At 70.0% G+C, this 17,466-nt stretch carries 17 protein-coding genes; 7 read left to right on the top strand and 10 right to left on the bottom strand.

Features of this window, described 5'->3' with window-relative positions:
- Positions 1–2: 2 nt before the first annotated feature.
- The 3 genes from ACIBNE_RS17420 to ACIBNE_RS17410 all read right to left on the bottom strand — a co-directional run bounded on the left by ACIBNE_RS17420 (position 3) and on the right by ACIBNE_RS17410 (position 3,210).
- Positions 3–203, bottom strand: coding sequence for a CstA-like transporter-associated (seleno)protein (locus ACIBNE_RS17420; protein ID WP_399272312.1), 201 nt, complete (start codon positions 201–203; stop codon positions 3–5).
- Entirely contained in the window at positions 175–2,331 is a 2,157-nt protein-coding gene (locus ACIBNE_RS17415; protein ID WP_399272310.1) for a carbon starvation CstA family protein, read from the bottom strand. Before ACIBNE_RS17415 ends, ACIBNE_RS17420 begins: the two co-directional genes overlap by 29 nt.
- Before the next feature lie 114 nt (positions 2,332–2,445).
- Entirely contained in the window at positions 2,446–3,210 is a 765-nt protein-coding gene (locus ACIBNE_RS17410) for a GntR family transcriptional regulator (protein ID WP_399272308.1), read from the bottom strand.
- Between the two features lie 281 nt (positions 3,211–3,491).
- On the opposite strand from ACIBNE_RS17410, the gene ACIBNE_RS17405 reads away from it, so the two are divergent.
- From ACIBNE_RS17405 to ACIBNE_RS17390, 4 genes are all read left to right on the top strand, one after another.
- Positions 3,492–4,769, top strand: coding sequence for an extracellular solute-binding protein (locus ACIBNE_RS17405; protein WP_399272306.1), 1,278 nt, complete (start codon positions 3,492–3,494; stop codon positions 4,767–4,769).
- A gap of 89 nt (positions 4,770–4,858) precedes the next feature.
- A complete protein-coding gene (locus ACIBNE_RS17400; protein WP_399272304.1) occupies positions 4,859–5,839 on the top strand; it encodes a carbohydrate ABC transporter permease in 981 nt (326 codons plus the stop codon).
- A complete protein-coding gene (locus tag ACIBNE_RS17395) occupies positions 5,836–6,666 on the top strand; it encodes a carbohydrate ABC transporter permease (protein ID WP_399272302.1) in 831 nt (276 codons plus the stop codon). The genes ACIBNE_RS17400 and ACIBNE_RS17395 overlap by 4 nt, the downstream gene beginning before the upstream one ends.
- Positions 6,667–6,674: 8 nt before the next feature.
- Entirely contained in the window at positions 6,675–8,174 is a 1,500-nt protein-coding gene (locus tag ACIBNE_RS17390) for a glycoside hydrolase family 3 protein (protein WP_399272300.1), read from the top strand.
- Between the two features lie 415 nt (positions 8,175–8,589).
- Here the strand turns inward: ACIBNE_RS17390 and nagB are convergent, their stop codons facing one another.
- Positions 8,590–9,375: a glucosamine-6-phosphate deaminase gene (nagB, locus tag ACIBNE_RS17385; RefSeq protein WP_399272298.1), complete on the bottom strand. Its 786-nt coding sequence runs from the start codon at positions 9,373–9,375 to the stop codon at positions 8,590–8,592.
- Positions 9,376–9,598: 223 nt separating this feature from the next.
- A complete protein-coding gene (locus ACIBNE_RS17380) occupies positions 9,599–10,363 on the bottom strand; it encodes an SDR family oxidoreductase (protein ID WP_399272296.1) in 765 nt (254 codons plus the stop codon).
- An 81-nt stretch (positions 10,364–10,444) separates the two neighbouring features.
- Between ACIBNE_RS17380 and ACIBNE_RS17375 the strand changes: the two genes are divergently transcribed.
- Together ACIBNE_RS17375 and ACIBNE_RS17370 are read left to right on the top strand one after the other, a co-directional pair.
- On the top strand, positions 10,445–11,038 hold the full coding sequence (locus ACIBNE_RS17375; RefSeq protein WP_399272294.1) for a TetR/AcrR family transcriptional regulator: 594 nt from the start codon (positions 10,445–10,447) through the stop codon (positions 11,036–11,038).
- 310 nt (positions 11,039–11,348) lie between these two features.
- Positions 11,349–12,830: a histidine kinase N-terminal domain-containing protein gene (locus ACIBNE_RS17370; protein WP_399272959.1), complete on the top strand. Its 1,482-nt coding sequence runs from the start codon at positions 11,349–11,351 to the stop codon at positions 12,828–12,830.
- Between the two features lie 223 nt (positions 12,831–13,053).
- Here the strand turns inward: ACIBNE_RS17370 and ACIBNE_RS17365 are convergent, their stop codons facing one another.
- A complete protein-coding gene (locus tag ACIBNE_RS17365; protein ID WP_003953983.1) occupies positions 13,054–13,311 on the bottom strand; it encodes a WhiB family transcriptional regulator in 258 nt (85 codons plus the stop codon).
- Between the two features lie 318 nt (positions 13,312–13,629).
- Positions 13,630–14,598, bottom strand: coding sequence for a diacylglycerol/lipid kinase family protein (locus ACIBNE_RS17360; protein ID WP_399272292.1), 969 nt, complete (start codon positions 14,596–14,598; stop codon positions 13,630–13,632).
- Positions 14,599–14,670: 72 nt separating this feature from the next.
- Between ACIBNE_RS17360 and ACIBNE_RS17355 the strand changes: the two genes are divergently transcribed.
- Positions 14,671–15,123 (top strand): hypothetical protein, encoded by a 453-nt coding sequence (locus tag ACIBNE_RS17355; RefSeq protein WP_399272291.1) that lies wholly within the window; start codon positions 14,671–14,673, stop codon positions 15,121–15,123.
- A gap of 299 nt (positions 15,124–15,422) precedes the next feature.
- On the opposite strand, the gene ACIBNE_RS17350 is transcribed toward ACIBNE_RS17355, so the two are convergent.
- The 3 genes from ACIBNE_RS17350 to ACIBNE_RS17340 form a co-directional block, all read right to left on the bottom strand.
- Positions 15,423–16,460 carry an RNA polymerase sigma factor SigF gene (locus ACIBNE_RS17350; protein WP_399272957.1) on the bottom strand — a complete coding sequence of 346 codons (1,038 nt, stop codon included), beginning with the start codon at positions 16,458–16,460 and terminating at the stop codon, positions 15,423–15,425.
- Positions 16,461–16,477: 17 nt separating this feature from the next.
- Complete coding sequence (locus ACIBNE_RS17345) at positions 16,478–16,891, bottom strand: anti-sigma regulatory factor (protein ID WP_003966375.1); 414 nt, start codon at positions 16,889–16,891, stop codon at positions 16,478–16,480.
- 268 nt (positions 16,892–17,159) lie between these two features.
- Complete coding sequence (locus tag ACIBNE_RS17340) at positions 17,160–17,420, bottom strand: UBP-type zinc finger domain-containing protein (protein ID WP_399272288.1); 261 nt, start codon at positions 17,418–17,420, stop codon at positions 17,160–17,162.
- Between the last annotated feature and the right edge of the window lie 46 nt (positions 17,421–17,466).

The following is a 17,466-nucleotide window of genomic DNA, read 5'->3' as shown; positions in this document are numbered from 1 at the left end:
GGTCAGCAGCAGCGGAAGCCCGAGCGGGGGTCCGACTCCTGCCGGTCCGTCCGCATCCGCTCGAATTCGCGCCGCGTCGGCACCCGTACGGCCGGATCGTGGCCGCGCAGGTGCGCCACGTACCGCTCGTACGCCGTCTCGTCGGTCAGCTCGCGCACGTACCAGCGCACCGCGCTAGCTCCCCGACGCAGAGCGTTCAGCATGTCTCGCCGCCTCCCTCGCCGCCTCTTCCTTCTCCGGCTTCGTCGCGAACAGTCCGGCGGGGGCGGTCAGCTTCGACTCCGTGTGGGGCGCCTCGCTGAGCTTCGCCGACGCGGGGTCGCGCACGGCCTTCACACAGACCCGTGCCGCGTCCGCGACGACGACCACGATCAGGAGGGCGAGCACCGCGGAGAGGACGCCGTCCACCGTCGAGTTGGTGACGACGGTGTGCATGTCGTCCATCGACTTGGCGGGCGGCAGGACCTTCCCGTCGTCGATGGCGTCCCGGTAGCGCTCGGCCTGGGTGAAGAAGCCGACGCGCGGGTCGTCCGAGAACACCTTCTGCCAGCTCGCGGTGAGCGTCACGGTGACGTCCCAGGCGAGCGGGATCCCGGTGATCCAGGCCCACTTGAGCCGTCCCGACTTGATCAGGAGCGTGGTGCAGACGGTCAGGGCGACGGCGGCGAGCAACTGGTTGGAGATGCCGAAGACCGGGAAGAGCTGGTTGATCCCGCCGAGCGGCTCGTGGACGCCGACCCACAGGAAGTACCCCCACAGGCCGACGACGGCCGCGCTCGCGAAGAGCATCCCGGGCTTCCAACTCACGTTCCTGAACGGCTTGTAGACGTTCCCGAGCATGTCCTGGAGCATGAACCGGCCGACCCTGGTGCCCGCGTCCAGCGCGGTCAGGATGAACAGCGCCTCGAACATGATCGCGAAGTGGTACCAGAACGCCTTCGCCCCGCTGCCCCCGACGACCTTCGAGAAGATCTCGGACACCCCGACGGCGAGCGTGGGCGCGCCGCCCGTCCGGGAGAGCAGCGTCTGCTCCTCCACGGCGTCGGCCGCGGCCTTCAACTGGTCGGGAGAGATGGAGTATCCGAGGTTCGCCACGGCCTGGGACGCGGACTGCACGCTGTCGCCGATGACCCCGGCGGGCGCGTTCATCGCGAAGTACAGGCCCGGGTCGACGATGCACGCGGCGACCATCGCCATGATCGCCACGAAGGACTCCATCAGCATGGAGCCGTAGCCGATCATCCGGATCTGGGTCTCCTTCTGCACCATCTTCGGCGTCGTGCCCGAGGAGATCAGCGCGTGGAAGCCGGAGAGCGCTCCGCAGGCGATGGTGATGAAGACGAAGGGGAAGAGCGAGCCGGCGAAGACCGGGCCGTCGCCGCGCGAGGCGAAGTCGGTGACGGCGTCCATCTTCAGCGTCGGCACGGTGAGTACGACGCCGAGCGCCAGCAGGACGACCGTGCCGATCTTCATGAAGGTGGAGAGGTAGTCGCGCGGCGCGAGCAGCATCCACACGGGCAGCACGGACGCGACGAAGCCGTACGCGACGAGCCAGACCACCAGCGTGGACGGCGCGAGCGTGAAGGCGTCGGCGAGCGAGGACTCGGCGACCCAGCGGCCCGCGACCAGCGCGAGGAGCAGCAGCCCGACGCCGATCAGGGTCACTTCCGAGACCCGCCCGGGGCGCAGTATCCGCAGGTAGAAGCCCATGAACAGGGCGATGGGCAGGGTCATTCCGATGGAGAAGGTGCCCCAGGGCGAGTGCGCCAGGGCGTTCACGATCACCAGGGCGAGCACCCCGAGCAGGATGATCATGATGAGGAAGGCGGCGAGCAGGGCGGCGGCGCCGCCGAGCGGGCCGATCTCGTCGCGGGCCATCTGGCCCAGCGACTTGCCGTCCCGCCGGGTCGAGAAGAACAGGACGACCATGTCCTGCACGGCCCCGGCGAGCACGACGCCCGCGACGATCCAGATCGTGCCCGGCAGGTACCCCATCTGCGCCGCGAGCACCGGGCCGACGAGCGGGCCCGCGCCCGCGATGGCGGCGAAGTGGTGACCGAGCAGGACGCGGCGGTCCGTGGGGTGGAAGTCGATCCCGTTGTCGAGCCGTTCGGCCGGGGTCGCGCGGGTCTTGTCGACCCTGAGCACCCGGTTGGCGATGAAGCGCGAGTAGAAGCGGTATCCGATCGCGTACGAGCCGACGGCGGCGGCCACCATCCAGGCGGCCGACACCTCCTCGCCCCGCGAGAGCGCCAGTACGGTCCAGCCCGCGGCGCCCACGAGGGCTACGAGCGTCCAGACGACGATGGTTCGTGGGTTGGCGTTGCGCACCGGGTGGTCCTCCCGTCCATGCGTGACGGAAGGACCGTAGAGCACAGATGTGACCTGCGCTACACCCCGTGCGGTTCTGGCTCGTAGGGGCCCCGGGGGCCCGTGCGCGCCGCCCTAGTCGGTGGGCCGCTGCAGCCGCGCCACGAACTTGTAGCGGTCGCCGCGGTAGACCGAGCGGACCCACTCCACCGGCTCGCCGTTCCCGTCGATCGAGTGCCGGGAGAGCATCAGCATCGGCAGGCCCACGTCCGTGCCCAGCAGCCCCGCCTCGCGCGGCGTCGCCAGCGAGGTCTCGATGGTCTCCTCGGCCTCGGCGAGCCGCACGTCGTACACCTCGGCGAGCGCGGTGTAGAGGGAGGTGTACTTCACCAGGGAGCGGCGCAGCGCGGGGAAGCGCTTCGCCGACAGGTGCGTCGTCTCGATCGCCATCGGCTCGCCGCTCGCCAGGCGCAGCCGCTCGATGCGCAGCACGCGCCCGCCCGCGTTGATGTCGAGCAGCCCGGCGAGGGTGTCGTCCGCGGTGACGTACCCGATGTCCAGGAGCTGGGAGGTCGGCTCCAGTCCCTGGGCCCGCATGTCCTCGGTGTACGAGGTGAGTTGCAGCGCCTGCGAGACCTTCGGCTTGGCCACGAACGTGCCCTTGCCCTGGATGCGCTCCAGCCGGCCCTCGACGACGAGTTCCTGGAGCGCCTGGCGCACCGTCGTGCGGGAGGTGTCGAACTCCGCCGCCAGGGTTCGCTCCGGTGGTACAGGAGTGCCGGGGGGTAGGGTTTCGGTCATATCGAGCAAGTGACGCTTGAGACGGTAGTACTTGGGAACGCGCGCGGTGCGGGTCGTGGTGCCCGCCTCGCTCTCCGTACTGCCCCCGTCGGTACCCATGGCCCGCCTTCCCGACTGCTGCGCTGCTGCCGTCACCGGCTCCTCCGTATATCGCGGCTCACATGGTGGCACGGTCCGGTCACGGGACGTCGCCCTCTCTCAGGTGTCGGTCCGATAACGGACGCGACGGGCACTCTTATACACCCTTGACACCCCTAAAGGTCTAGGCCAAGCTCCGGGTACTGGTCTAAACCATTAAAGACCAGGTCCCAGTCCCACAGGCAGTACCTCTCGTGTGTCTTCGCGGTGGGCGGGGTTGCAGGCATCCTGAGGAGGGTGGCGTGAAGCGCAAGCTCATCGCGGCGATCGGTGTCGCGGGCATGATGATCGGCCTGGCCGCGTGTGGTTCGGACGACGACGGCGGCGACAAGAAGAAGTCGGGTGCCGACGGCTTCAAGGGCCAGACCCTCACCGTCTGGACGATGGACGGCTCCACGCCGGACCAGTGGCAGAAGGACCTCACCGCCGAGTTCGAGAAGAAGACCGGCGCCAAGGTCAAGTTCGAGACGCAGGTCTGGGACGGCATCCAGCAGAAGCTGACGACCGCCCTCTCCGAGGAGAACCCGCCGGACGTCTTCGAGATCGGCAACACGCAGACCCCCGCCTACGCCAAGACCGGTGGCCTCGCGGACCTCAGTGACCTCAAGAAGGGCGTCGGCGCCGACTGGGCCGAGAACTTCAACAAGGCCACGGTCGTCGACGGCAAGCAGTACGCGGCCCCGTGGTGGTTCGCCAACCGCGTCGTCGTCTACAACAAGGCGATCTTCGCCGAGGCGGGCATCAAGGACATCCCCAAGACCCGCGCCGACCTCTTCGCCGCCTTCGACAAGATCAAGGCGAAGGGCAAGGAGCCGGTCTACATGCCCGGCCAGAACTGGTACTTCTTCGACGGCCTCACCATCGGCAAGGGTGCGGAGCTCGTCAAGAAGGACGGCGACAAGTGGGTCTCCAACCTCTCCGACCCGAAGATCGGTGAGGCGATGGAGATCTACAAGAAGTACCAGTCGTACTCCAACGCCCCCAAGGACAAGAACGAGGCCACGCCGCAGCAGGCCGACGTCTTCTCCAAGGGCAAGACCGGCGCCATGATCGCCATGGGCTGGGAGGCCGCGACCGCGATCAAGGCCAACCCGAAGCTGGAGAAGGACCTCGGTTACTTCACCATCCCGGGCGAGACCGCGGACAAGCCCGAGGGCGTCTTCCTCGGCGGCTCCAACCTCGCCGTCGCCGAGGGCAGCAAGAAGCAGGAGCTCGCCAAGGAGTTCCTGAAGCTCGCGCTCTCCGACAAGTACGAGGGCCAGCTCGCCAAGCTGAACGGCGTCATCCCCAACAAGGAGTCGCTGAACAGCAACCTCACGGGCAACGCCGTGGCCGAGGCCGCCGCTCCGGCCGCCAAGTTCGGTGGCACCACCCCGCTGATTCCCGAGTGGGCCGCGGTGGAGAACCCGCCGAACCCCATCACGACCTACATGACGGCCGTGCTCAACGGCAAGTCGCACGCGGACGCCGCCAAGCAGGTCGAGGGCGAGCTCAACAAGCGCCTCTCGCAGAAGCAGTAACCACGCCCTGCCGGGGCCGGACCCTAGGGGGGAGTCCGGCCCCGGCGGCAAGTTGTGCCCCGTAGTGCCTAGGAAGAGATGGCGAGCGCATGACCGTGCAGACCGAACGGCCGCCCTCCGGCCCGTCGGACGTTGTGAAGGGGGCCGGCCCCGCACCGGCCGAACCCAAAGCGCGGCGCAGAGTAGGAGCCCTCGCTCCTTACCTCCTGCTGCTGCCCCCGGTCGGCGCCGTCCTGATCTTCATGGGCTGGCCGCTGGTCAAGAACATCCTGCTCTCGTTCCAGAACCTCAACATGAGGCAGCTGATCCAGCACCTCACCGAGTGGAACGGCGTCGACAACTACAAGGAGATCCTCGGCAACGAGGACTTCTGGCGGGTCACCGGCCGCTCGATCCTCTTCACCGCGGCCAACGTCGTGCTGATTATGGTCCTCGGCACCCTCATCGGCCTGCTGCTCGCCCGCCTCGGCAAGCGGATGCGGATCACCCTGCTGATCGGGCTGGTCCTCGCGTGGGCGATGCCCGTCATCGCCTCCACCACCGTCTACCAGTGGCTGTTCGCACAGCGCTTCGGCGTCGTCAACTGGGTGCTGGACAAGCTCGGCTTCCACGGGATGGCCGACTACAACTGGACCGGCGGCCAGTTCTCCACCTTCTTCGTGATCACGGTGCTGATCGTCTGGCAGTCGATCCCCTTCGTGGCGATCAACCTCTACGCGGCGACCACCACGATCCCCAAGGAGCTCTACGAGGCCGCGTCGCTCGACGGCGCCAGCGCCTGGAAGAGCTTCACCTCGGTGACGATGCCCTTCCTGAAGCCCTTCCTCTTCGCGACGACGTTCCTCGAAGTGATCTGGGTCTTCAAGGCGTTCGCCCAGGTGTACGCGATCAACGCGGGCGGCCCGAACCGGCTCACCGAGATCCTGCCCGTCTACGCCTTCATCGAGGGCGTCGGCAACCAGCACTACGGCATGGGTTCCGCCATCTCCATCCTCACCATCCTGATCCTGCTCGGCATGACCGCGTACTACCTCAGGATCGTTCTCAAGCAAGAGGAGGACGAGCTGTGAAGCGCACCACGCTCGGCCGCGTCTGGCCCAACGTAACGGCCGTCCTGCTCACCATCGGCTTCGTCTTCCCCGTCTACTGGATGTTCGCCACGGCCTTCAAGCCGACCCCGGACATCGTCTCCGAGGATCCGGTCTGGATCCCGACGAACATCACGTTCGAGCACTTCAAGACGGCGGTCGAGGCCGAGAACTTCTGGACGCTCGTCACCAACTCGCTGACCGTCACGCTCCTCGCGGTGACGTTCTCCCTGGTCCTCGCCCTGGCCGGCTCCTTCGCCCTGGCCCGGATGCGCTTCAAGGGCCGCCGCGGCTTCATCATCGGCTTCATGGTGGCGCAGATGGCGCCCTGGGAAGTCATGGTCATCGCGATCTACTTCATCGTGCGCGACGCGGACATGCTCAACAGCCTGATCCCGCTGACCCTCTTCTACATGGTGATGATCCTGCCCTTCACCCTCCTCACGCTCCGCGGCTTCGTCGCCGCCGTGCCCAAGGAGCTGGAGGAGTCCGCGATGGTCGACGGCTGCACCCGCATGCAGGCGTTCCGCAAGGTCATCCTGCCCCTGCTCGCGCCGGGCCTGATGTCCACCTCGCTCTTCGGCTTCATCACGGCCTGGAACGAGTTCCCGATGGTGCTCATCCTCAACAAGCAGGCGGAGACCCAGACCCTGCCGCTGTGGCTGTCGAAGTTCCAGACGGCGTTCGGCGACGACTGGGGCGCCACCATGGCCGCCTCCTCGCTCTTCGCGGTCCCGATCCTGATCCTCTTCGTCTTCCTCCAGCGCAAGGCGGTCTCGGGGCTCACCGACGGCGCAGTGAAGGGATAACACCGCACATGACGACTCTCGTACGTGGCTCATCGGACACCCTCACCCGTGACGCCCTCACCGTCCTCCAGCCGGGCTTCGTCGGCACCACGGCCCCCGACTGGCTGCTGCGCCGCATCGGCGAGGGACTGTCGTCCGTGGGACTCTTCGGGCGCAACATCGCCTCCCCCGAGCAGCTGGCCGCCCTCACGGCCCGGCTGCGGGCCGAGAACGACGACGTCCTGGTCGCGATCGACGAGGAGGGCGGCGACGTCACGCGCCTGGAGGTGCAGGGCGGTTCGTCCTTCCCCGGCAACTTCGCGCTCGGCTCGGTCGACGACGTCGAGCTGACCCGGGCCGTCGCCCACGAGCTGGGCCGCCGCCTCGCCGCGTGCGGCGTGAACCTCAACTGGGCGCCGTCGGCGGACGTCAACTCCAACCCCGGCAACCCGGTCATCGGCGTGCGCTCCTTCGGCGCCGACACGGAGCTGGTGGCCAGGCACACCGCCGCGTACATCGAGGGCATGCAGGCGGCGGGCGTCGCGGCGTGCACCAAGCACTTCCCCGGGCACGGCGACACGGCGGTGGACTCGCACCACGCGATGCCCCGCATCGATGTGGACCTGGACACACTCCACGCCCGTGAGCTGGTGCCTTTCAGGGCGGCGATCGCCGCGGGTTCCAAATCGGTCATGAGTGCGCATATCCTGCTGCCTGCGCTCGACCCGAACCGGCCCGCGACGCTCAGCCCCCAGATCCTCACCGGACTGCTCCGCGAGGAACTGGGCTACGACGGCCTGATCGTCACGGACGGCATGGAGATGCAGGCCATCTCCGCCGTGTACGGCATCGAGCGCGGCTCCGTCCTGGCCATCGCCGCGGGCGCCGACGCGATCTGCGTCGGCGGCGGCCTCGCCGACGAGGACACCGTGCTGCGGCTGCGCGACGCGCTGGTCGGTGCGGTACGGAGCGGAGAACTGCCCGAGGCACGACTGGCCGAGGCGGCCGCGCGGGTGCGCGGACTCGCCGAGTGGACCAGGGGGGTGTCGTCGGGGCCGGGCGCGGAGCCACAGGAGGGGACCGCGCCCGGCCACGAGGTCGGCCTGGTCGCGGCCAGGCGCGCGGTCCGCGTGACCGGCGCGCTCGTGCCGCTGACGGGGCCCGCGCACGTGGCGGCGTTCACCCCGGTCGCGAACATCGCGGTCGGCGACGAGACGCCGTGGGGCGTCGGCGCGGAGCTGGCGCAGCTGGTGCCGGGCACGGAGACGGCGGCGTACACCGCGGAGACGGATCCCGCCGCCGTGCTGGCCGCTGCGGGGGACCGGCGGATCGTCGCGGTCGTCCGCGACGAGCACCGGCACCCCTGGATGGGCGCCGCGCTGGACGCGCTCCTGGCGGCCCGCCCGGACACGGTCGTGGTCGAGATGGGCCTCGACCAGGCGCCCCCGCGCGGCGCGGCGCACATCGCGACGCGCGGCGCGGCACGGGTCTGCGGCAGGGCCGCGGCTGAGGCCCTGGCGGGCGCGTAGCGTCCGGGGGACGCGAGCAGAAGGGCGGGCGCGGCCGGGTGGGCCGCCGCACCCGCCCTTCGCCTTAGGCAGACACCACCTCACCCCGCCCCACCCCACCCCGCCGCGCCCCGATAGGGGCGCGGGGCTGTGTCCGATGTGCGGCTCCGCCGCGTGAGCGCGAGCCCGGGGTCGCGCCCCGTCAGGGGCGCGGGGAACTGCGCGAGAGTGGGGCACGCGCGCAACGTGCCCACCGCCCCGCAGGGCCCCCGGAGGGTTTCGGGAAGGGGCGGGTAGGGGACTGGCCCCGCGCAGCGGCCCACGTACCCGCGCCACGCGCACGCACGCACGCACGCACCGCACCGCACAAAGCGACGGGCCGCCCCAGGGAGCGAAACGCTCCCGGGGCGGCCCGTAACCACGTCCTCCGCGAGGACTACAGCCCCTGCCACAGGGGCTTGTTCACGTACGTGTGCCGGTAGTACTCCGTCAGCTTCAGCTTCGACGCGGCGGCCTCGTCCACCACCACCGTCGCGTGCGCGTGCAGCTGGAGCGCCGACGCCGGGACGACCGCCGCCAGCGGCCCCTCCACGGTCGCCGCCACCGCGTCCGCCTTGCCCTCGCCCGTGGCGAGCAGCACGAGGTGCCGCGCCTCCAGGATCGTCCCGATCCCCTGCGTGATCACGTGGCGGGGCACCTGCGCGGTGTCCCCGTCGAAGAACCGCGCGTTGTCGTCGATCGTCTGCTGCGTCAGCGTCTTGATGCGCGTACGGGACGCGAGCGAGGAGACCGGCTCGTTGAAGCCGATGTGCCCGTCCGTGCCGATCCCGAGCAGCTGGAGGTCCACGCCGCCCGCCTCGGTCAGCGCCCGGTCGTACGCCTCGCACGCCGCCTGGACGTCCTCGGCCGTGCCGTCGGGGCCCATGAAGGACTCCTCGGACAGCCCCAGCGGCCGCACGACCTCGCGCAGCACGACGGAGCGGTACGACTCGGGGTGACCGGCCGGCAGGCCCACGTACTCGTCGAGCTGGCAGATGCGGGCGCGCGACGCGTCCACGGCCCCGGCGGAGACCTTCGCGGCCAGCGCCTCGTAGATGGGAAGCGGGGTCGAGCCGGTGGCCACGCCCAGCAGGGCGTCGGGCTTGCGCCTGAGCAGTTCCGCCATGGTCTCGGCGATGAGCTCGCCACCCGCCTTGGCGTCCGGGACGATGACAACTTCCACGCTGGGCCTGCCGTTCTGAAGTGGACGTCGGTGGTATAGACCAATCTAGCAGAATGGGGCGCCCGCACTGGCGGTTTCGCCGTATCCCATGGTCGACCGTGGGCGCCCGCACCACGCGCGCCGATACCGCCATTCGGAGGCAGGGACGCGCCCTCGCGTACGGAACCGTACGGCGCCGCACCCCCCGTTCCGCCACGCCCCCCGCTCCGCCGCCCCGCCCCCGCTACGGCAGCGACCCGCCCGTCGCGTCGATCCACTGCCCGGTCACCCAGCGCCCCTCGTGCGACGCCAGGAACGCCACCACGTCCGCGACGTCCCCGGGCTCGCCGACCCGCCCGAGCGCGGAGAACGCGGCGGCCCCCGCCCACGCCTCGTCGCTCGCGCGCAGCCAACTCGCGTTGACGTCCGTGTCGATGATGCCGGGGGCGACCGCGTTCACGGTGATCCCGCGCGAACCGAGCACCTTCGCCAGGTACTTGGTGAACACGTCCAGCGCGCCCTTGGTCATCGCGTACGTCGTCAGCTCGGGCATCATCGCGGCGTGCGAGAGGCCGGTCGAGATGTTGACGATCCGCCCGCCGTCCCGCAGCCGCTCGGCCCCCAGCTGCGCCAGGAAGTACGGCGCCTTGGTGTTCACCGCGAACAGCCGGTCGTACTCCGCCTCCTCGGTCGAGCCGAACGGCTGCGACGTGCCGATCCCCGCGTTGTTCACCAGGACGTCCACCCCGTCGGCGTGCGCGTCGAACGCGGCCCACAGCGCCGCCGCGTCCCCCGGCACGCCCAGCTCCTGGCCGATCGCGAACGCCTCGCCGCCCGCCGCCTCGATCGCCGCGACCGTCTCCTTGGCGGCGGCCTCGTTGCTGCCGTAGTGCACGGCGACCCGCGCCCCGTCCCGGCCGAGCCGCTCGGCTATGCCCCGCCCGATGCCCCGGCTGCCGCCCGTGACCAGCGCCGTCTTTCCCGCGAGCTTCCCCTTGAGCGCGCCCATGGCCACGCCCCCCTCACTTCTCTAGTGGTCGTTACAGAAAGAACGTAACACATAATCTAGCGGCCGCTATAGAATTGCCTCATGGCTACGAAACAGCGCGGCCGCCCCCGCTCCTTCGACCGGGAGGCGGCACTGGAACAGGCGACGCTCGCGTTCTGGGAGCACGGTTACGAGACGACGTCGGTGGCCGACCTGACCAGGGTGATGGGCATCGGCGCCCCCAGCCTCTACGCGGCGTTCGGCGACAAGAAGGCCCTGTTCGCCGAGGTGATGGGGCACTACGCGCGGACGTACGCGGCCTTCAGCGTCCGGGCCCTCGACGAGGAGCCCACGGCCCGCGAGGGGCTGGCCAGGATGCTCCGCGAGACGGCCGCCGAGTTCACCGGCGACGGACATCCGCGCGGCTGCCTGATGATCAGCGCCGGGATCAACTGCACGACCCCCGAGGTCGTCGAGGCCCTGCGCGAGCGGCGCAACGGCAACATCCGCTCCTTCACGTCCCGGATCGCCGCCGACCAGGCGGCCGGCCACCTCCCGGCCGACGCGGACCCCGCGGCGCTGGCGAGGTTCGCGGGCGCGGTGCTCCAGGGCATGTCGCAGCAGGCCCGCGACGGGGCGACGCGCGAGGAGCTGGAGGCGCTGGTGGACGTGGCGACGGCGGCCTGGCCGCGCTGAGTCCCGTACCGGCGAAGGCGCCGGGAAAGACCCGCGGGCCGCGGCGCCGGGGCGGGACCCTCAGCCCGCCCGGCACCGCAGCCCGGAGATGCTCGGCCGGGGGTGTGCGGTCCTCCGGCCGTTGGGAGGCTCCGACGCGGTCAGGGCAGAGAGCGCCGGGTCCTCGTTCCACCCTCCTGTGCGGGGAGGGCGGAGGCTCAATACCAGCATTGTGGACTAGACCATTCTCGGATGTCCATCCATGTGCAGCCCCCAATTTCCGTCGCATCGCCCCAACGGCGCCCGGGGTACGCTCGCACACGTGCCCTCCATGAACGACCTCGTACGCCAGCACACCGCCCTGAGCGAGTCCGACCTCGAATGGCTCCACCTGCTGGTCTCGGAGTGGCAGCTGCTCTCCGACCTGTCCTTCGCCGACCTCGTCCTGTGGGTCCCCACCCTCGACGGGACCCGCTACGTCTCGGTCGCCCAGATGCGGCCCAACACGGGCCCCACCTCCTACCAGGACGACATGGTCGGCCACCTCGTCCCGCGCGGCCGCCGCCCGCTGCTCGACGCCGCGCTCGACGAGGGCCGGATCGTGCGCGAGGGCGACCCGGAGTGGCGCGAGGAGGTGCCCGTACGGGTCGAGTCCATCCCCGTGCGCAGGGAGGGCCGGGTGCTCGGCGTCATCGCCCGCAACACCAACCTCCTCACCGTCCGCACCCCCTCCCGCCTCGAACTGACCTACCTCCAGTCGGCGTCCGACCTGGCCCAGATGATCGCCGCGGGATCGTTCCCCTTCCCCGGCCAGCAGGTCGACATGGACGCGTCCCCGCGCGCCGGCGACGGACTGATCAGGCTCGACGCGGAGGGCGTCGTCCAGTACGCGTCGCCCAACGCCCTCTCCGCCTACCACCGCCTCGGCCTCGCCATGGACCTCGTCGGGCACCCGCTCGGCCAGGTCACCGCCGAACTCGCCCCGTCCAGGGGGCCGGTGGACGAGGCCCTGGCCAAGATCGCCAGCGGCTACGCGCCCCGCGAGACCGAGGTCGAGGGCAACGGCGGGGTCATCCAGCTCCGCACGATCCCGCTCAAGCCCAAGGGCGCCCACATCGGCTCCCTGGTCCTGCTCAGGGACGTCACCGAACTGCGCCGCCGCGAGCGCGAGTTGATCACCAAGGACGCCACCATCCGGGAGATCCACCACCGGGTGAAGAACAACCTCCAGACGGTCGCGGCCCTGTTGCGCCTCCAGTCCCGCCGGATGGACTCCGCACAGGGCAGGGAAGCCCTCAACGAGGCGGTGCGGCGCGTCGGTTCGATCGCGATCGTGCACGAGACGCTGTCGCAGAACCTCGACGAGCGCGTGGAGTTCGACGAGATCGCCGACCGGGTCATCGCGATGGTCGCGGAGATCTCCCCCGGCAAGGTCAACTGCCGCCGTACGGGCCGCTTCGGCATCCTCGACGCGGAGGTGGCCACCCCGCTGTCGATGGTGCTCACGGAGATCCTCCAGAACGCCCTGGAGCACGCCTTCGGCCCGTCCGAGCAGGGCGGCACGGTGGAGGTCTCGGCGGTACGGGGCGCGCGCCCGGTGGGGGAGGACCGCGCCGCCCGGCTGCTGATCACCGTTCAGGACGACGGCAGGGGCCTGCCCGAGGGTTTCGACCCGCACACGGCGGGCAACCTTGGTCTACAGATCGTACGGACCCTGGTGGAAGGGGAGTTGGGCGGCAGCTTCGACATGCTGCCGGGTGCGGCCGGTGGCACCAGGGTGGTCCTGGACGTCCCCGTACGACCGCAGAAGTAGCGCTCGCGCACGGATCCGGCGGCATCGTCCGGACTCCGGGCACCGCCGGGAAGCGGCGCCGGGCGCCATCGGAAAAGCGGCGAGCCCCGGACCATGGTGCGGTCCGGGGCTCAAAGCTCACGTTGCTCTGCGCATCGGGGGTACTGCGCGCTGCGGCGAGGGGCGGGGGGATGCGCACGCTATGTACGCGCCGCCTGCCACGGGCTGTTGCGGGGGGCGTCGATCAGGCGCTGGCGTTGCGCGCCCGGTTGCGAGCGGCGCGGCGCTTCATCGCGCGGCGCTCGTCCTCGCTGAGGCCACCCCAGACGCCGGAGTCCTGGCCGGACTCAAGCGCCCACTGCAGACACTGCTCCATGACGGGGCAGCGACGGCAGACGGCCTTGGCTTCCTCGATCTGCAGCAGCGCAGGACCGGTGTTGCCGATGGGGAAGAAGAGCTCGGGGTCTTCCTCGCGGCAAACGGCGTTGTGACGCCAGTCCATGGCTGCTCCATCTCCTAGGTGTTGCTATTGGATTGCTTGTGAATGTGAACGCTTTCACGAATCCCCCCGCAAGGGAAGGGCCGACTCCCAGTTGCACTGGTGTGGTCCTTGAATGGGGAGGGGGTTCTGGCTCTCAGTGGAGGCCGGTCTTGCGGGCCGTCCCGATCGCCATGTAGAGATTCGCAAACCTCGGCGGCGGATACAACCCCTTCTGGAAAGTTTTTTTTGATTCCTCGGTGTCGGCTAGGTCACAGCCGTACTTCCATGGGGTGGATGCCAGTCCGTACGTTCGAGATAAAGGACTTTGGGCCCTTCCACTCACACAATCACACGCAGTGCACGGCGTACGCCTGTGAACGTCACGCTCGTGCGCAGCCCGAGGTGGTCACCGTCCATCTGGAAGGGCAGCGGGACCTTTGATTGCAAGGTGAACTCGGTGAGGTCGTGCAGCGACACCGCGTGCTTTCCGTGCGGGCCCCGCTCGGGGGTCGACGTCAGCATTTGCGTCGCGTATCGAGCCACCGCGGGCGTCGAGAGCTTGCTCAGTCCGAGGACGTCCAGAGCGGTCTCGAAGGACGCCTCGGGGGAGGCGTAGAGCGGGCGATTGCCCAGGTAGGTCCAGGGGGAGGTGTTGCAGACTATGGACAGCACGAGGTCCGTCACCGGGTCCTCGCCCGGCCGCACCAGAGAGATCTGGCCGTGTCTGCGGTGCGGTTCCTCAAGGAATTGCCGGACCACCTGGCGCACGTAGAGGGCGTGCGTGGACTTCTTTCCGCGCTCGCGCTGCTGTTCGACCCTGCCGATCACTCCGGCGTCGAATCCGAAGCCCGCGCAGAAAGTGAACCAGCGCGAGGGAACGCTCTCGTCGTCCGTGCCCCTGGTGCCCGAAGTGAGACCCAGGCTGACGGTCCGCTCGCTGCCGTTACTCAGCGCATCCAGAATGGCCCCGGTCGCCTCGACGGCGTCGTTCGGCAGTCCGAGCGCACGGGCGAACACATTGGTCGACCCGCCGGGCACGACCGCGAGCCGCGGCAGGTTCTCCACGTCGGGGCCGTTGTGCAGGAGGCCGTTCACGACCTCGTTCACGGTGCCGTCGCCGCCGAGGGCGACGACCAGCTCCACGTCCTTGGACTCGGCGGCCCGGCGGCCGAGGTCGCGGGCGTGGCCGCGGTACTCCGTGGTGACGGTGTCCAGCTTCATCTCGCTGGCGAGTGCGTGGATCAGTACGTCACGTGTACGAGCACTGGTGGTGGTTGCTGCCGGGTTGACCACGAGAAGTGCGCGCATGGTCGACAGGGTACCTACCGGGGGGTACCGGGCCCAGACCCGGTCCGGGTTACGGACGGCTAGCCTGGGAGGGTGAGCACTGACGAGACCGAGAGCACCGCACCGACCACTTCCGACGAAGCCCCCGCCCGCCCCAACCGGGTCACGGGCGCGGCCGCGCTGGCGGGCCTGGAGGGCGCGGCGCTGCTCGTCGGCGGCGGGTACATGCTGCTGATGGGCCTCCTGGGCAGCCCCGACAAGCCGGAGCAGGCGGAGATGGGCGGCCTGACGCTGATCGCCCTGGCGGTGATCCCGCTGCTGGCGGCGCGCGGCCTGCTGAAGCTGCGCAGCTGGAGCAGGGGGCCGGCGCTGATCACCCAGATCATGGCGATGCCGGTGGCCTGGACCCTGCTGCGCTCGGGCTCCGACCTCCTGATCCCCACGGGCATCGTCCTGGCGGTCACGGCGGTGACGGCCCTGGCGTTCCTCCTGAACGCGGAGACGACGGAAGCACTGGGAATCCGCGCCAGAACCCCGAACGCGTAACCCTCCGGGGGCGCGGGGCCGTGTCCGATGCGCGGCTCCGCCGCGTGAGCGCGAGCACGGGGCGTGCCCCGTTAGGGGCGCGGGGAACTGCGCGAGGGTGAGGCACACGCGCAACGAACCCACCCACCCCGAGCGGGCTCGCCACCCGCCCCACCCACCCACCCACCCACCCCGCGAAGCGGACCCAGCCCCCGGCAGGGTTTCGGGAAGGGGCGGGGAGGGGCCAGGCCCGCCGCAGGCGAAAAACACCCGCCCCGGGGATCGGGCGCCCCGAGAGGAGAACCGCCCCCGAAGGGGGCCTACTCCTCCACGAGCAACTTCTCCCGAAGCTGCGCAAGCGTCCGCGCCAACAGCCGAGACACGTGCATCTGCGAGATCCCGACCTCCTGCGCGATCTGCGACTGCGTCATGTTCCCGAAGAACCGCAGCAACAGGATCCGCTTCTCCCGCGGCGGCAGATCCTCCAGCAGCGGCTTCAGCGACTCCCGGTACTCCACCCCCTCCAGGGCCTCGTCCTCCGCGCCCAGCGTGTCCGCGACGGCGGGCGACTCGTCGTCCGTGTCGGGCACGTCCAGGGACAGCGTCGAGTACGCGTTGGCGGACTCCAGCCCCTCCAGGACCTCCTCCTCGGAGATCCCCAGCCGCTCGGCCAGCTCGTGCACGGTCGGCGACCGCCCGTGCTGCTGCGACAGCTCCGCCGTGGCGGAGGTCAGCGCGAGCCGCAGCTCCTGGAGGCGCCGCGGCACCCGGACCGCCCAGCCCTTGTCCCGGAAGTGCCGCTTGATCTCGCCGACGACGGTCGGCGTCGCGTAGGTCGAGAACTCCACGCCCCGCTCGGGGTCGAACCGGTCCACCGACTTGATCAGGCCGATCGTCGCGACCTGCGTCAGATCGTCGAGCGGCTCGCCCCGGTTGCGGAAGCGCCGCGCCAGGTGCTCGACCAGGGGCAGGTGCATCCGTACCAGCTGGTTGCGGAGCTCCGCGTGCTCGGGCGAGCCGTCGGGCAGCTTGCTCAGCTCGACGAACATCGCCCGCGCCCCGCTGCGGTCGTGTGGATCGTGGTGCTGCTGGTGCTCGCTCATATGGGCCGCCTGCTCCGCCGCGTCCAATAGGCCGTCCACGCCGTCCATGCCGTCCGCGCCATTCACGCCATGCGCGCTGTTCACGCCGTCCGCGCCGTTCACACCGTTCACGCCGCTCTTGACCTCGATGCGCTCCGGGCCGCTCCGGCCGCCCGTCCCGCTCGTACCGACCATGCCGTCCGCGCCGTCGACAGGGTGCGGCCTGGCCTGCTGCTCCGGGATGCTCACCGGCGCAAACCGCTTCTCGTCCCGCACCGGACCGTCCCCGTCCCTCACGCCGGCCCGGGTCCCGCGCCGCGCTGTTTGTACAGGCTGATGCTGACCGTCCGGTCGTCCGCGACGGTCGAGTCGACCTTCCCGGCCAGCGCCGAGAGCACCGTCCAGGCGAAGGTGTCGCGCTCGGGAGCGCGGCCGTCGGTCGTCGGCGCCGAGACCGTGACCTCCAGCGAGTCGTCGACGAGGCGGAACACGCAGCTCAGGACCGAGCCGGGAACGGCCTGCTGCAACAGGATCGCGCACGCCTCGTCCACCGCGATGCGAAGGTCCTCGATCTCGTCGAGGGTGAAGTCCAAGCGCGCCGCGAGACCGGCCGTGGCCGTACGCAGCACCGACAGGTAGGCACCCGCAGCGGGCAGCCGGACCTCCACGAAGTCCTGATTACCGGGCTCGCCTGCGATCTGGGACACCCTCACCTCCAAGGTGGCACAAGCTCTTTCGGGGCACCGGGAAAGGGGGGCCCGATGCCATGCGGTACACAGTGAACACGTACGTGAATACGTAGTCGCCGGTGACGCTATCGCGATCCATGGTGCTGTGTCGCTCAGAGCCGTAGGGGGGCCGACGGCACCCCCACCCGGCACTGTCACTCATGGTAAGCATATGAGTACGCACAGTGGCTAGGGGTCTGCGAGGCCCAATTGTGAAGTCCCGGCGGAGGGTTGACGTACCCAGCCCTCAGACGATCGAACCGTCCACGAAACACCAGCGCCAGCTCTGACCCGGCTCGAAGCTCCGCATCACCGCGTGACCGGTCTCCTTGAAGTGCCCGGTCGCGTGCTGGAAGGGCGAGGAGTCGCAACAGCCGACGTGCCCGCACTCCAGACACAGCCGCAGCTGCACGGGGTGGCTTCCGGCCGTCAGACACTCCGGACAGGTGTCGGTCAGCGGGGCGGGCTCGGGGCGCGGCAGTTCGGCCGCGTGCGGACACTCGCTCATGATTGCCAGGTTACGTCGGAGAGGGCCCCGACGGGCCCGGTGAGCA

The organism is Streptomyces sp. NPDC050504, from assembly GCF_044458065.1.
Lineage (GTDB): Bacteria > Actinomycetota > Actinomycetes > Streptomycetales > Streptomycetaceae > Streptomyces.
This window is presented reverse-complemented; position numbering and strand designations above follow the sequence as displayed.